General features: G+C 67.6%; 13 protein-coding genes. 2 read left to right on the forward strand and 11 right to left on the reverse strand.

The genetic code is table 11. The features are described 5' to 3' along the window. Positions 1–225: 225 nt before the first annotated feature. The 8 genes from tatC to argS form a co-directional block, all read right to left on the reverse strand. Entirely contained in the window at positions 226–1,020 is a 795-nt protein-coding gene (gene tatC / locus U1703_RS18400; protein ID WP_320451934.1) for a twin-arginine translocase subunit TatC, read from the reverse strand. Next, on the reverse strand, positions 1,017–1,475 hold the full coding sequence (gene tatB / locus U1703_RS18405) for a Sec-independent protein translocase protein TatB (RefSeq protein ID WP_332786899.1): 459 nt from the start codon (positions 1,473–1,475) through the stop codon (positions 1,017–1,019). Before tatB ends, tatC begins: the two co-directional genes overlap by 4 nt. Positions 1,476–1,507: 32 nt before the next feature. After that, positions 1,508–1,744 (reverse strand): twin-arginine translocase TatA/TatE family subunit, encoded by a 237-nt coding sequence (locus tag U1703_RS18410; protein ID WP_332786900.1) that lies wholly within the window; start codon positions 1,742–1,744, stop codon positions 1,508–1,510. 143 nt (positions 1,745–1,887) lie between these two features. Further along, the gene (gene scpB / locus U1703_RS18415) at positions 1,888–2,493 is read right to left on the reverse strand and encodes an SMC-Scp complex subunit ScpB (RefSeq protein ID WP_332786901.1); all 606 of its coding nucleotides are present in this window, start codon (positions 2,491–2,493) and stop codon (positions 1,888–1,890) included. Further along, a complete protein-coding gene (locus tag U1703_RS18420; RefSeq protein WP_332786902.1) occupies positions 2,490–3,212 on the reverse strand; it encodes a segregation and condensation protein A in 723 nt (240 codons plus the stop codon). The genes scpB and U1703_RS18420 overlap by 4 nt, the downstream gene beginning before the upstream one ends. 54 nt (positions 3,213–3,266) lie before the next feature. Next, positions 3,267–4,271 carry a glycoside hydrolase family 3 N-terminal domain-containing protein gene (locus U1703_RS18425; RefSeq protein WP_332786903.1) on the reverse strand — a complete coding sequence of 335 codons (1,005 nt, stop codon included), beginning with the start codon at positions 4,269–4,271 and terminating at the stop codon, positions 3,267–3,269. Positions 4,272–4,323: 52 nt separating this feature from the next. Then, positions 4,324–5,067: an SPOR domain-containing protein gene (locus U1703_RS18430; protein ID WP_332786904.1), complete on the reverse strand. Its 744-nt coding sequence runs from the start codon at positions 5,065–5,067 to the stop codon at positions 4,324–4,326. Continuing rightward, positions 5,067–6,800: an arginine--tRNA ligase gene (gene argS / locus U1703_RS18435; protein ID WP_332786905.1), complete on the reverse strand. Its 1,734-nt coding sequence runs from the start codon at positions 6,798–6,800 to the stop codon at positions 5,067–5,069. The genes U1703_RS18430 and argS overlap by 1 nt, the downstream gene beginning before the upstream one ends. Positions 6,801–7,032: 232 nt before the next feature. Between argS and U1703_RS18440 the strand changes: the two genes are divergently transcribed. After that, positions 7,033–7,332, forward strand: a complete 300-nt coding sequence (locus U1703_RS18440; protein ID WP_320451926.1) for a hypothetical protein — start codon at positions 7,033–7,035, stop codon at positions 7,330–7,332. 79 nt (positions 7,333–7,411) lie between these two features. Here U1703_RS18440 and U1703_RS18445 read toward each other — a convergent pair whose 3' ends face one another. Next, positions 7,412–7,831 carry a DUF3597 domain-containing protein gene (locus U1703_RS18445; protein ID WP_332786906.1) on the reverse strand — a complete coding sequence of 140 codons (420 nt, stop codon included), beginning with the start codon at positions 7,829–7,831 and terminating at the stop codon, positions 7,412–7,414. 151 nt (positions 7,832–7,982) lie between these two features. Here U1703_RS18445 and U1703_RS18450 point away from each other — a divergent pair, with 151 nt between their 5' ends. Continuing rightward, a complete protein-coding gene (locus U1703_RS18450; RefSeq protein WP_332786907.1) occupies positions 7,983–8,567 on the forward strand; it encodes a DUF4142 domain-containing protein in 585 nt (194 codons plus the stop codon). A gap of 30 nt (positions 8,568–8,597) precedes the next feature. Here the strand turns inward: U1703_RS18450 and U1703_RS18455 are convergent, their stop codons facing one another. Further along, positions 8,598–9,764 (reverse strand): deoxyguanosinetriphosphate triphosphohydrolase, encoded by a 1,167-nt coding sequence (locus tag U1703_RS18455; protein ID WP_332786908.1) that lies wholly within the window; start codon positions 9,762–9,764, stop codon positions 8,598–8,600. Then, positions 9,761–11,863 (reverse strand): SPOR domain-containing protein, encoded by a 2,103-nt coding sequence (locus tag U1703_RS18460; RefSeq protein ID WP_332786909.1) that lies wholly within the window; start codon positions 11,861–11,863, stop codon positions 9,761–9,763. The genes U1703_RS18455 and U1703_RS18460 overlap by 4 nt, the downstream gene beginning before the upstream one ends. Positions 11,864–12,688 lie beyond the last annotated feature (825 nt).

Below are 12,688 nucleotides of genomic sequence, written 5' to 3' on the forward strand. Positions count from 1 at the left end.
CCATCCATGGCCTATGGAACGCCATCGGCCGCATCCTCGACCTCTACTCACCACAGGAATGTGCCAACTACTTCGCCGCGTGCGGATATGATGCAGACTGATCGAAAACCGCTCTAACGGCTTCGTCCATGGTGAGCGCCTTCGAACGCCACACTCGCCCGCGAAACACAAAAAAAGGCCCGGCTTCAGCCAGACCCCTTTTTTGCAGGCTGCAACCCGGCCCGATCACACCGTGGCGTCGGCTTCCTCGTCGTCCTCCGCCACCGCCGCCTGTTTCGACCGCGCGCGCTCGGTAAACCAGATGCCGATGATCGCCAGCTCGTAAAGGATGATCAGCGGCACGGCGAGCAGCACCTGCGACATCAAATCCGGCGGGGTCAGCACCGCCGCGATCGCTGTCGCCGCGACGATGGCATAGCGTCGTGCCCCGATCAGCTGCTTTCGGGTGACGATGCCCGCCCGCTCCAGCAGCATCAGCAGCACGGGCAGCAGGAAGGCCAGACCGAAGGCGAACAGGAACTGCATGATGAAGGACAGGTAATTGCCTACGCCGGGCAATGCCTCCCGCTTCACGCCGCCGACCATGCCGTCGAACCCCAGCGCGAAGTGCAGTGCCATCGGCACCGCGACATAATAGGCCATCGCCGCGCCCATCAGGAACAGGACGGGCGTCGCGACCAGGAACGGCAGAAGTGCCCGCTTTTCCTTGCGATAAAGGCCGGGCGCGACGAATTGCCAAAGCTGGTTCGCGATCACCGGGAAGGAGATCATGACCGCGGTGAAGAACGATACCTTCACCTGAACAAAGAACGCCTCGAAGATCTGGGTATAGATCAGCTTGCCCTGCCCGGCCGTCAAAAGCGGCCTGGCCAGGAAGCCGAAGATCGTCTCCGAGAAATACATCGACACGCCAAAGGCGAGCCCGACCGCCACGATGCAATATAGCAGCCGCCGCCGCAGCTCGATCAGATGTTCGAGCAGGGGGGCGCGGCTGGCGTCGATCTCGTCATGCTCGCTCACGACCCGGCCCCCTCGGTCCCGCGATGGGGATGCTCGGCGGAGGGCGCGGGCGCGACCACGGGCTTTTCGACCATCACCGGATGGTCGCTATGGCCAGTGCCAGCCTCGGCAGTTCCATGCGCCGGATCCGGCAACGCGGGTGCAGATACCGCGCTGGCGTCATGCGATGGTGCGGGCGACGGATGCGTATCGTCGACCGAAGTGACCGGCGGCGTATCGGCGGCATGTTCGCGCATGATACGCTCGTTTTCCGCCGCCCAGCGCTTTTCCATTTCCTCCAGCTCGGCCTCGCGCACCATGTTGTCGAAGCCCTGCCGGAACTGGCGCGTGACGCCCCGCGCCTTGCCGACCCAATAGCCGACGACACGCATCGCCTTGGGCAGGTCCTTGGGACCGATCACGACAAGCGCGACGATGGCGACCAGCAAGAACTCGCTGGAGTCGATGTTGAACATGGATGTCCGGTGCCGGGTCTAGTCGGGCCGGATCAACGATCGTCGCGCACGCGCTCGCCTTCACGGTCGAACGCAGGCTCGGCGGCCTTTTGCGCCCCGATCCGGGCAGACGGCTTGGCAGGCTTGTCGTCTTCCTCGGCCATGCCCTTCTTGAAGTTCTTCACGCCCTTGGCGACGTCGCCCATCAGGTTGGAGAAGCGGCCACCGCCAAGCAGAAGGATCGCGACGACCGCGAGAACGAGAAGATGGATCGGGCTAAAGCTGCCCATGGCACGTCTCCTGGGAATAGTTCTATCTATTTAGGCCTTGGCATCGCCAGCGGCAATGGTGTCGGCGATGCAGTCGGGCCCCCATCGGGTGTCAGGAGCCGTGGCGGACCATTGTGACGCGGCCGTGACGCAAAGGAAAGCGCTCAATCGTCCGTGCGCGAGTCCGTGGCCCCACGGTCGTCCTCGTCCTCCATGCGCTCCAGCGCCAGATCGACGGGATCGAGCAGCCCGGCGGCGCGCAAATCCTCGATGCCCGGCAGGTCGCGCCTGGTGGTCAGCCCGAAATGCTGGAGAAAGGCAGGCGTCGTCGCATAGATCAGCGGCCGTCCCGGCACCTCGCGCCGCCCGGCCGGACGCACCCACCCCGCCTCCATCAGCACGTCGAGCGTGCCCTTGGAGATGGCGACGCCGCGAATCGCCTCGATCTCGGCGCGACTGACGGGTTCGTGATAGGCGATGATGGCCAGCGTCTCGATCCCTGCTCGCGACAGGCGACGCGCTTCCTCACGGTCGCGGCGCAGCAGATGGGCCAGATCGGGCGCGGTCTGGAAATGCCAGCGATCGCCGCGCCGGACGAGGGCGATGCCGCGACCGGCATAATGCGCCCCCAGCGTTTCCAGCGCGGCGCGGATATCCACCGCCCCCTTCGTGACGCCGACATGGGCACGGATCGATTCGATGCTCATAGGATCGGGCGAGGCGAACAGCACGGCCTCCACCGCGCGGACGGTCGGGTCGATCTCGGTCATGCCGACTGGCGCACCAGCAGCGGCGCGAAGGGCTCGGCCTGGCGCAGCTCGACCTTGCCCTGCCGGGCGAGTTCCAGGACCGCCAGGAAACTGGACGCCAGTGCGGACCGCCGAAGCCGCTCGCTGCCATCGGGCAGGAACGTTTCGATCGCCGACCAGTCGACCCGGCTGCCGACCAGCATCGATACCCGCTCCAACGCGGCGTCGAGCGTCATGACTTGGCGATCGGCGACGACATGCATGACCGGGCGGGTCCGCGCGGTGATCCGGCCATAAGCGGCGATCAGATCGTACAGTCCGGCCTGCCACAAGGCCTTGCGCTGCACCGCCAGCCCCTCGGGTGCTCCGCGTGCGAACACATCGCGGCCCAGCCGGTCGCGCGCCATCAGCCGCGCCCCAGCCTCGCGCATCGCCGCCAGCCGTTCCAGCCGCAGTTGCAGGCGCAACGCCATCTCTTCGGGATCGGGCTCCTCATCGGGCTGGCGCGGTAGCAGCAGCGAGGATTTCAGATAGGCCAGCCATGCCGCCATCACCAGATAATCGGCGGCCAGCTCCAGCTGCATCCGCCCGGCCCGGTCGACGAAGCGCAGATATTGCTCGACCAGCGCCAGGATGGAAATCTGCCGCAGATCGACCTTTTGCGAGCGCGCCAGCGACAGCAACAGGTCGAGCGGCCCTTCCCACCCGTCCAGATCGAGCGTCAGCTGTTCCCCCGTCATGGCACCAGCTTAGCCGCGATCCGCCGCGATGGCGAGATGCGGCCGCGTCGCCGCTTATCCGGCCAAGGCGAGCAGCGCGTCGCGCCGGGCGATCAGTTCGGCAAAGTCGCCCTCGCCCGCACCGACACTGGCCATGGCGCGGTCGAGTCGATCGCGCGCCGCCGCGGTGATCGGGGGCACGCGCCCGGCGATCTCGACCATCTCGTCCATCCGCGCCCAGCAATCGAGCACCAGGTCGCATCCGGCCGCCAGCGCGCCCGCCGCCTTTTCGCCCGCCGTGCCGGACAAGGCCTTCATGTCGATATCGTCGGTCATCAACAGGCCGTCAAAGCCGATCGCGCCCCGGATGATCCGGTCGATCACCACGGGCGACAGGGTCGCGGGGCGCGTCGCATCCCAGGCTTCGAACACGATATGGCTGGTCATCCCCATCGGGGCGTTCGACAGGGTACGGAAGGGCTCGAGATCGACCGCCAGCGCCGCCTCGCTCGCGGTGACGGTGGGGAGCAGGTGGTGCGAGTCGACCAAGGCGCGGCCATGGCCCGGCATATGCTTGACCACGCCGACCACGCCCGCCGCCGCCAGCCCGTCGAGCATCGCACGCCCCAGCGCCGCGACCTGCATCGGCTCGGCACCATAGGCGCGGCACGCGATCGCCTCGGTCGTGTCGGGTTGCGCCACGTCGAGCAACGGCGCGCAGTCCACGGTGATCCCCACCTCGCGCAGCATCAGGCCGAGCGCCTGGCCATTGGCGCGCATCGCCTGGATCGCCGACATGGGTGCCGCGTCATAGAGCCTGGCGAAGGCGGGACCTGCCGGAAATGCGGGCCATATGGGCGGCCCCATGCGCGCGACGCGGCCCCCCTCCTGATCGATCAGGATCGCCAGATCGTCGCGCCCCGCCAGTGCACCCAACGAGTCGGTCAGCGCGCGCACCTGGGCGCGGTCGACGATGTTGCGCTTGAACAGGATATAACCCGCCGGTTCGACCGAGGCGAAGAACGCCCGCTCGTCGGGGGTCAGCACCGGGCCCGACAGGCCGAAAATGACGGGGATCATGGATGGAAACTCCGACCCCCTGCCCGGTCGCCCGAGCAGGGGGCATGGTCGATCAGCTGGCGACGAAGCAGCTTTCGCCCGCCACGCGCAGGCGACCGCAAATGTCGGCGGCCTGGTTGGCCGAACCGGCGTTCACGCGCAGGCGGTAAAGCGTCTTGCCGTTCGAAGCGACCGGCTGGACCACCTTGGCCAGCGCACCGACATAGGCAAAGCGCTTCGAATAGCGGTCCCAGGCGGCATTGGCCGAGGATTCGCTGGGATAGGCACCCAGCTGCACCATCGCGCCGCTGGCATTCGGGGCGGCGGCGGGCGCCCGCGCGGCGGTGACCGGCGCGGGGGCGACCAGCTTGCCACCCGATTCGGGCACCTGGGCCACCGCGTTGCGACCGCCACCGGGCTCGCCCGGCTTTTCGACGACGCGGGTGCCGTTCATCGGCGCCTCGGGCACCGCACGCAGGTCGATCGCGCCGGTGCCCCCGGGCTTGCCCGCGCTGGTCGCGATGGCGGTGTTGCCCTCGCCCTTGACCTTCAGCCCGCCCGGATCGGCCGGGCGCACCTTGTAATCGCCTTCGGGCGCGGCGATCACCGCGCCGTCGCCGTCCGCCGCGGCACTGTGCGCCTGCCACTTGTAGAGGCCGAAGCCGATCGCCGCGAGTATCGCGAGGCCCAGGATGACGAGCGCCACGACCTTGCCGATGCCCACCCCCTCGGGTTCGTCGGCCTCGACCGTTTCCAGCCAGGGGAGGCGATCCTCTTCCTGACGGTCATAGTCCCGCAGGTCCATTTCGTTCGCCATCACTTCATCTCCGAAACCGCTTCGACACCCATGAGCGCCAAACCGTTACGAATGATTTGCCCGATCCCGTCGCTGAGGAAAAGGCGCGCGCGCGTGACCTCGGCATTCTCGGCGATCAGGAAGCGGCGATCGGGGCGATCATTGCCGACATTCCACGCCGCATGGAACGCCGCCGCCAGGTCATAGAGATAGAAGGCGATGCGATGCGGCTCCCGCGCGACCGCCGCCGTTTCCACGATACGCGGGAACTGCGCCGCCAGCTTCACCAGTGCCAGATCCTCGGCATCGAGCAGCGCCAGATCGGCCGCGCCGCCCTGGTCGAGGGTGATGCCCGCCTCGGCCGCGCGCCGCTTCAGCGAGGCGATGCGGGCATGGGCGTACTGGACGTAGAACACGGGATTGTCCTTCGACGCCTCGACCACCTTGGCGAAATCGAAATCCATCTGCGCGTCCGAGCGACGGGTCAGCATGGTGAAGCGGACGACGTCCTTGCCCACCTCGCGCACGACATCGGCCAGCGTGACGAAATTGCCCGCCCGCTTCGACATCTTCACCGGCTCGCCACCGCGCAGCAGGCGGACCATCTGGACCAGCTTCACGTCGAACTTGGTCTTGCCGCCGGTCAGCGCCTCGACCGCCGCGACGATCCGCTTGACGGTGCCGGCATGGTCGGCGCCCCAGATGTCGATCAGCTGATCCGCCGTCTGCGCCTTCTGGTAGTGGTAAGCCAGATCAGCACCGAAATAGGTCCAGGCGCCGTTCGACTTCTTGATCGGGCGGTCCTGGTCGTCGCCGAACTGGCTGGAGCGGAACAGCGGCAGCTCGACCGGCTCCCAATCCTCGGGCGTCTCGCCCTTGGGAGCTTCCAGCACGCCGTCATAGACCAGCCCGCGCGCGCGCAGCTCGGCCTCGGCCGCCTCGGGCTTACCCGCCGCCTGGAGTTCGGCTTCCGACGAGAACAGGTCGTGATGGATGCCCAGCAGCGCCAGATCCTCGCGGATCATCACCATCATCGCCGCCACCGCGCGGGTGCGGAACAGGACCAGCCATTCGCTCTCGGGCGCGGAGACGTAGCGATCGCCATATTCGGCCGCCAGTTCGGCACCGATCGGCTTCAGATATTCACCCGGATACAGGCCCTCGGGGATTTCGATCGTCTCGCCAAGCGCCTCGCGGTAGCGCAGATGCGCCGAGCGGGCGAGGACGTCGACCTGGCCGCCCGCATCGTTGACATAATATTCACGGATGACCTTGTGCCCCGCAAACTCCAGCAGCGTGGCCAGCGCATCGCCCACCACCGCGCCGCGGCAATGGCCCATGTGCATCGGCCCCGTCGGGTTGGCCGAGACATATTCGATATTGACCGTCACGCCCTGCCCGCGTGCCGAGCGGCCATAATCCGCCCCCGCCTGCGGGATCGCGGCCAGCTCGTCGCGCCACGCCGCGTCGGTCAGGCGCATGTTCAGGAAGCCCGGCCCCGCCACCGAAACGCTGTCCACCTCGTCCAGCTTGCCCAGCTCGGCGGCGATCGCCTCGGCCAGCGCGCGGGGGTTCGTGCCCGCAGGCTTGGCCAGCACCATCGCGGCGTTGGTGGCGAGGTCGCCATGGCTGGCGTCACGCGGCGGCTCGACCGTCACGTTGCGGCGATCCAGCCCGCCGGGCAGCGTGCCGGCGGCGACCAGCGTGTCCAGCGCCGCATCGATATGCGCGGCAAAGCGGGTGTAGAGGGTCATCACATCGTCCGATCGGGGTAGCAAAGTGTTGCGCTCTAGCGAAATCGGAGCCGCGCTTCAAATCATGCCTTGGCTCCCGCCCCTGACGATTGCGCAATCTGCATCCTTGGCCAAGCCCTTTGCAGTTGCTGGCCGTGCTGCACCGCAATATAACCGTATACGAAAGTTACAGCGCGATCACAGCGCGAGAGGACCTGATCCGGCTCAACGCAAAAACGCGGGAGTTTCGATCATGCGCAAGACCATCCTGACCCTGGCGGCCATCGCCGCCGCCGCCATTCCGACCATCGGTGCGATCGCCGCCGAGGGCGAGCAGACGTTCGTCCATGAAGGCAGCACCTATGTCTACACCCGTTCGAACGAGAATGGCCGCTCGATCATTCAGGGTCATCGCTATCCGGGCGGCGAGCCGTTCCGCTTCGTGGTCAAGGGCCACCGCGTGACGGGCACGACCGGCACTACCTCGGTTGCCTTCTCGACCGACGAAGCGCGTGGTGCACTGGGTGCGGGCGTCGAGACCAGCGCGCGCTGATCCGACCCCACCCGGTATGGGACGGCCCGCGCATCGGGGGGGATACGCGGGCCGTTTTCATTTGGGCGGCGTGTGCCGATCAGTTGCGCAGGCTGTCGGGTACGATGCCGCCATTCTCGGCGAGCTTGGCCATTACCGCCTTGTGAAGGGCGATATTCTGCTCGGCCGATCCGTCCTCACCGGCATGGACGTTCAACTCGCCCGCCAGCTCCTTGCGCGCGGCCAGGCTGGAATCCAGGTCCAGCAGCTTGAGCAGGTCGACGATCGAGCTCTGGTAGTTGCCGCCGCCATTCTTCATGGCAGCCATCTCGCTCAGGACCGCGCCGACATCGACGGATTGCGGCGCGGTATCGGCGACGGGTGCGCTCGGCTGAGCGGCCGGTGCCGGCGCGGCTTGTGGTGCGGCCTGCGGCGTGGGGGCGGGCTGGGCCGATGATGGCGCGGGCTTGGCTTCACCATGGTGAAAGATCTTGCCCAGAATATTGCCGAAGATGCTCATTTCGCTCGCTTTCCCTCTAATGTTCGCTCCACCAACGATGCGATGGGCGTTCGGGTCCCATCCATCGCACGGCCGGTTCGACGAAACCGGGAACGTCCGGACGACCGGCGCGCTTATGCCTCGTTGCATTTTCTGTCAGGAGTTCAACGACATGACGATCCGAGCGACCATTCTCGCGACCAGCGCCCTCCTCGCACTGGCGGGCTGCGGCCGAAGCGGCGAGACGAACCAGGCGGCGCCCGCCAACACGATGGCGACGACCGAAGACATGAACGGCATGGCCGCAGCGACGCCGACCCCGGTCGCGCTCAGCGCATCGCAGAGCTTCGCCAATGCCGCAGCCGCCAGCGACACGTTCGAGATCGAAAGCTCGAAGCTGGCGCTGACCAACGGCGCCTCGGCCTCGGTCAAGAGCTTCGCCCAGAAGATGATCGACGCGCACACCGCCTCGACCGCCAAGCTGAAGACCGCCGCCGGTTCGGTCAGCCCGGCGATCACGCCCGATCCTACGCTGAACGCCGAGCAGCAGCAGCAACTGGACCAGATGAAGGGCCTGACCGGAACCGCGTTCGACCAGGCCTATATCGCGGCGCAGAATGCCGGGCATCAGCAGACGCTCGACACGCTGAAGGCCTATGCCGCGACGGGCGACGTCGCATCGCTTAAGACCTTCGCGACCGGCCTGATCCCGACCGTGACCGCGCATCTCAACATGGCAAAGGGCCTGAAGGCCTGATTGCCTAACGACGATCCTGCCGGATCGGTGTCAGAAGCCTTCCGGCAGGTCGATCTCGCCCACCATCTCGCGGTAGCACCTTACGGCATAACGATCGGTCATCCCGGCGATGAAATCGGCGATATGCCGACTGCGCGCCGGTTCCGCATCGGGCAGGCGGTCGCGCCATTCCTCGGGCAGGCTGGCCGGATCGGCATGATAGGCCGCGAACAGGCCCTGCACGATGCCATGGGCGGCATCCGCCGCCGCCAGCTGACGCGGATGATGATAGAGATTGGCGTACATGAAGCGTTTCAGGTCGCGCTCCTCGACCCGCATCGCGTCCGAAAAGCCGACCAACGCCCGGCCTGCGGCGCGGACATCGGCGACGTCCCCCACCCCGCTCTCGGTGATCCGCAGGCGCGTTTCGGCGACCAGGTCGTTGACCATCACCCCGATCTGCGAGCGGATCAGCTCGCTTGCCAGCCGCTTGGGGGCGACGTCGGGAAACTCCCGCCGCGCCGCGTCCCAGCCGCGCGCGATCAGCGGCACCGCCAATAATTGGTCGAGCGTCAGCAATCCGGCACGCAGGCCATCGTCGATATCGTGATTGTCATAGGCGATGTCGTCGGCCAGCGCCGCGACCTGCGCCTCCAGCGAGGCATGGCTGTCCAGATCGAGCGGAAAGCCCGCATCCGCCTCGCGCAGCGCCCAACCCGGATGGCGAACCGGTCCGTTATGCTTGGCCAAGCCCTCGAGCGTCTCCCAGCTGAGGTTCAGGCCGTCCCAACGTGGATAGGGCCGCTCGATCTCGGTCAGGGTGCGCAGCGTGTGGCCGTTGTGATCGAAGCCGCCATGGTCCGACAGCGCGGACTTCAGCGCGTCCTCGCCCGCATGGCCGAAGGGCGGATGGCCGATATCATGCGCCAGGCACAGCGCCTCGGTCAGATCCTCGTTCAGCCCCAGCGTGCGGGCGATCGTGCGACCGATCTGCGCCACCTCCAGGCTGTGGGTCAGGCGGACGCGGAAATGGTCGCCGTCGGGCGCCATGAAGACCTGGGTCTTATGACGCAGCCGCCGGAAGCTGATCGAGTGGATGATCCGGTCGCGATCACGCTGAAACGCATCGCGCGGGCCGCGCACCACCGCCGACGCCTCGCCGTGCCGCCGGCCCCGGCTGTGTTCGGGATAGGATGCCCAGGGGGCGAAACGGCTCACTTGGCATCGAGCCGGACGACCGACTGGCCCGCCTCGCTGCTGACGGGGAAGGCCGAGACACCCTTCTTGGCCAGCTGATTGACGAAGGCGCGCGCCTCGGCATCCGTCTTGAACGGTCCGGTCAGGACGCGGTGCGTGTTGCGCAGCGGCATCTTATAGCCCTTGTGCGCGGCGAACATCTCGGGTGCCTTCGACTTGGCGGCGTTCCACGCCTTGGGCAGGTCATCCTCGTTCGCGCCGCCCGCCACCTGAACCCAGATGCGCGCCGGGTTGGCGCGGGCAAGCTTCTTTTCCTCGGCGGCTTCCTTGGCGGCCAGCGCCTTCTTCTCGGCCTCGGCCTTTTTCGCGGCGGCGGCCTTCTTTTCGGCGGCGAGCTTCGCGGCGGCGGCCTTGCGCTCGGCGGCCGTCGGGGCCTTGGGCTCGCGGGGGGCGGCGGGTTCGACCGTCTCGGCCGCCTTCTCGCGCGCCTCGCGGTCGCGATCGGTCTTGGCGCGAGCTTCGGCCAGGACACGCTGCGGGCCGGAGGCGATCGGCGTCGCCGCCGCGACCAATGCGGGGCGATCGGGGCCCTCGACGCCCAGTTCGGACGCCGGGATCGACAGATTGGCGACGATCCGGGCAAGGATCGAATCCTCGCGGACCGCCCGTGTCGCCGCCAGGGACGGACGCCGTGTCGAGCGCGTGGCGCGCGTCAGCGTGCGGGGAGCAACCGGCTCGGCCATCGCCAGCGCGGTCGGCGGCGTACGCTCGGCCGGTGACGACGCTGGCGCCGTCTGGACGGGGGCGGGAACCGGGTCGGCGGGCGGTAGCGCCTGCACCATCTGTAGCGGTGCCGGTGCTGGCGAGGCGGGCAAAGGCTGCACCGTCGCCGTCGCCCCGCTGGTCGCCATGGGCCGGGACAGCGGTGCGGGCAGCGGCTGGATCATCGTCGCCGTGCCGTTCGAGGCCATGGCCACCGGTGCGGGCGTCGAGACTGGGGCCGTGGGCGCGGCGGTAGAGAAGCCCGGCTGCGGCTGCACCGTCCGCATCGGCGATGCGGCCGCCACGACGTTCGCATTGGTCACGGGGGCAGGCATGGGCGTCGGTGCGACGCTGGCCATCTGCACCGGTGCGGCCGTGACGGGGACCGGCGTCGATTGGACCGTCCGCGGTGCCGACGTCGCGGCGGCCAGGGCCACGCGGCGGTCGTCGCGCATCACTTGCCGCCCGGCCCGGCGGCGATCTTCGCGGCTCGTCGGCGCGGTGCCGGGCACCGCAACAGGTGTCGTGGATGCCAATGCCACCGGTGCCTCGGGCGTCAGCGGCGGCAGGTTCGGGGCCAGACGCGCATCGGCGAGCCGCTCGGGCGTGGCGCGTGTCTCACCGAAATGAACCGCAAAGGCGCGGTCGGTGGCGGGCAGCGTCGGCAGACGCTGGAAAAAGGGTTGCAGCCCTTGCGCAAGCTGCGGCGGCATCATGGTCGCGGCGATGCGTGTCGCCTCGGGAAGGTCGCCACCCATCGCCAGGATAAAGGCGCGCGCACGCCACGCGGCCCGGTCCGTCTTGCGCAGCAGCGGGTCCAGCTGCTCGAGCGCCTGGTCCTTGCGGCCTGAAATGCCCAGCGAAAGCGCATAGCGCCGCACGATCTCGTCACTGGGAGCATTCGCCAGCGCCAACCGGTAATCGCGCTGCGCCCGCCCCTGGTCGCCGACCAAGTCATAGGCCAGGCCGCGGTCGCCCGCGAATTTCGCCGGTGCCAACCCAGCCGCCTCGGCCTGGGAGAAATAACGCAGCGCTTCGCCCGGCCGTTCGGACCGGACCAGAATCGACCCCATGCCCGCCTTCACACGCGGATCGCGGGCATCGACTTTCTCGGCCCGCGCCAGCAGCGACGCCGCACCGGACAGATCATCCAAGTGCAGCGACAGCTCGGCCGCCTCGACCAGCGCATCGACGTTGCGCGGGTTCTGCGCCACGCGGCGCATCACATCGCCCAGTCGATCGGCATCGGTGGTGCCGGGAAGCGGCTGGACCACCTCTTGCGCAAAAAGGGGCATGGGTGCGGCCGCAAGGGCCAGGGCGAGCGCCAGCGAAGCGCGGGAAAGGAATGCGAACGTCATGGGACCAAGTCACATAAAGCGTGTTTCAGCCCGAACGGCAATGGCCCTCGCGCATCCCACGCGCCCGAGTGCTCCGGACGGTCGACCAACAGGGGTTGGTGGGGCGGTGGCGGGGGATTTGGGATGGGCGGAGCGTCTGCGCGCCTCGCATGGTCTGAAATGACAGGATCCCGGATCCGGCAGCGGCCTCAATTTTGTATGAAGACCCCTCCACTTCCCACCGCCGGGGAATGGCCAGACCATGATGACATGCGGTTGATTCGAAGAAAGCCCCTCCCCTTCAGGGGAGGGGTTGGGGTGGGGCATCACTCCAAGGCTTGTCGTTTGTGGAAGCGCCCCACCCCCGGCCCCTCCCCTGGAGGGGAGGGGGAGTCCACCTCATGTCATCCTGCTGCAAGTACCGACCGCACGCCGCGTGCTCCCCCTCCCGCAGGCGGGAGGGGGTTGGGGGGAGGGCCTGCCACGAGCGACACTGTATGAAGGTAGCTTTTTCACTCCACCGACGGTCGTGAGGAACTGAACGTGGAGAAGATATGCGGAGCCCGCCATAGGCATACCGAAACGTCATAGCGTGCGGCACGCCCCTCCCCCAACCCCTCCCGCCTGCGGGAGGGGAGTTCAGAAGACGGCCTTACCTACGAGTGGGAGGATGTGGTCAGGAAATTGCCTAGCATTACAGTTACGTTCTTGATCGGACATGTGAGCGTCGAGCGGCGGCTTGGTGGGCGCGTCGCCAGCATGACCAAGCGATAACGCGACGAGGCTCGATGCGCCGCTGGGCCAGCCGGATGACGATACGGCGGATTTCCTGGACGGACCAGCGGA

It is taken from the genome of Sphingomonas flavida (genome assembly GCF_036663655.1).
Lineage (GTDB): Bacteria > Pseudomonadota > Alphaproteobacteria > Sphingomonadales > Sphingomonadaceae > Sphingomonas.

What these genes read in the sequence shown, in the direction of transcription:
- argS (WP_332786905.1), bottom strand. Translation starts at nt 6,800, where the DNA reads ATGACCCTCTACACCCGCTTTGCCGCGCATATCGATGCGGCGCTGGAC.
- U1703_RS18425 (WP_332786903.1), bottom strand. Translation starts at nt 4,271, where the DNA reads ATGATCCCCGTCATTTTCGGCCTGTCGGGCCCGGTGCTGACCCCCGAC.
- U1703_RS18440 (WP_320451926.1), top strand. Translation starts at nt 7,033, where the DNA reads ATGCGCAAGACCATCCTGACCCTGGCGGCCATCGCCGCCGCCGCCATT.
- U1703_RS18420 (WP_332786902.1), bottom strand. Translation starts at nt 3,212, where the DNA reads ATGACGGGGGAACAGCTGACGCTCGATCTGGACGGGTGGGAAGGGCCG.
- U1703_RS18450 (WP_332786907.1), top strand. Translation starts at nt 7,983, where the DNA reads ATGACGATCCGAGCGACCATTCTCGCGACCAGCGCCCTCCTCGCACTG.
- U1703_RS18430 (WP_332786904.1), bottom strand. Translation starts at nt 5,067, where the DNA reads ATGGCGAACGAAATGGACCTGCGGGACTATGACCGTCAGGAAGAGGAT.
- U1703_RS18445 (WP_332786906.1), bottom strand. Translation starts at nt 7,831, where the DNA reads ATGAGCATCTTCGGCAATATTCTGGGCAAGATCTTTCACCATGGTGAA.
- scpB (WP_332786901.1), bottom strand. Translation starts at nt 2,493, where the DNA reads ATGACCGAGATCGACCCGACCGTCCGCGCGGTGGAGGCCGTGCTGTTC.
- U1703_RS18410 (WP_332786900.1), bottom strand. Translation starts at nt 1,744, where the DNA reads ATGGGCAGCTTTAGCCCGATCCATCTTCTCGTTCTCGCGGTCGTCGCG.
- U1703_RS18460 (WP_332786909.1), bottom strand. Translation starts at nt 11,863, where the DNA reads ATGACGTTCGCATTCCTTTCCCGCGCTTCGCTGGCGCTCGCCCTGGCC.
- tatB (WP_332786899.1), bottom strand. Translation starts at nt 1,475, where the DNA reads ATGTTCAACATCGACTCCAGCGAGTTCTTGCTGGTCGCCATCGTCGCG.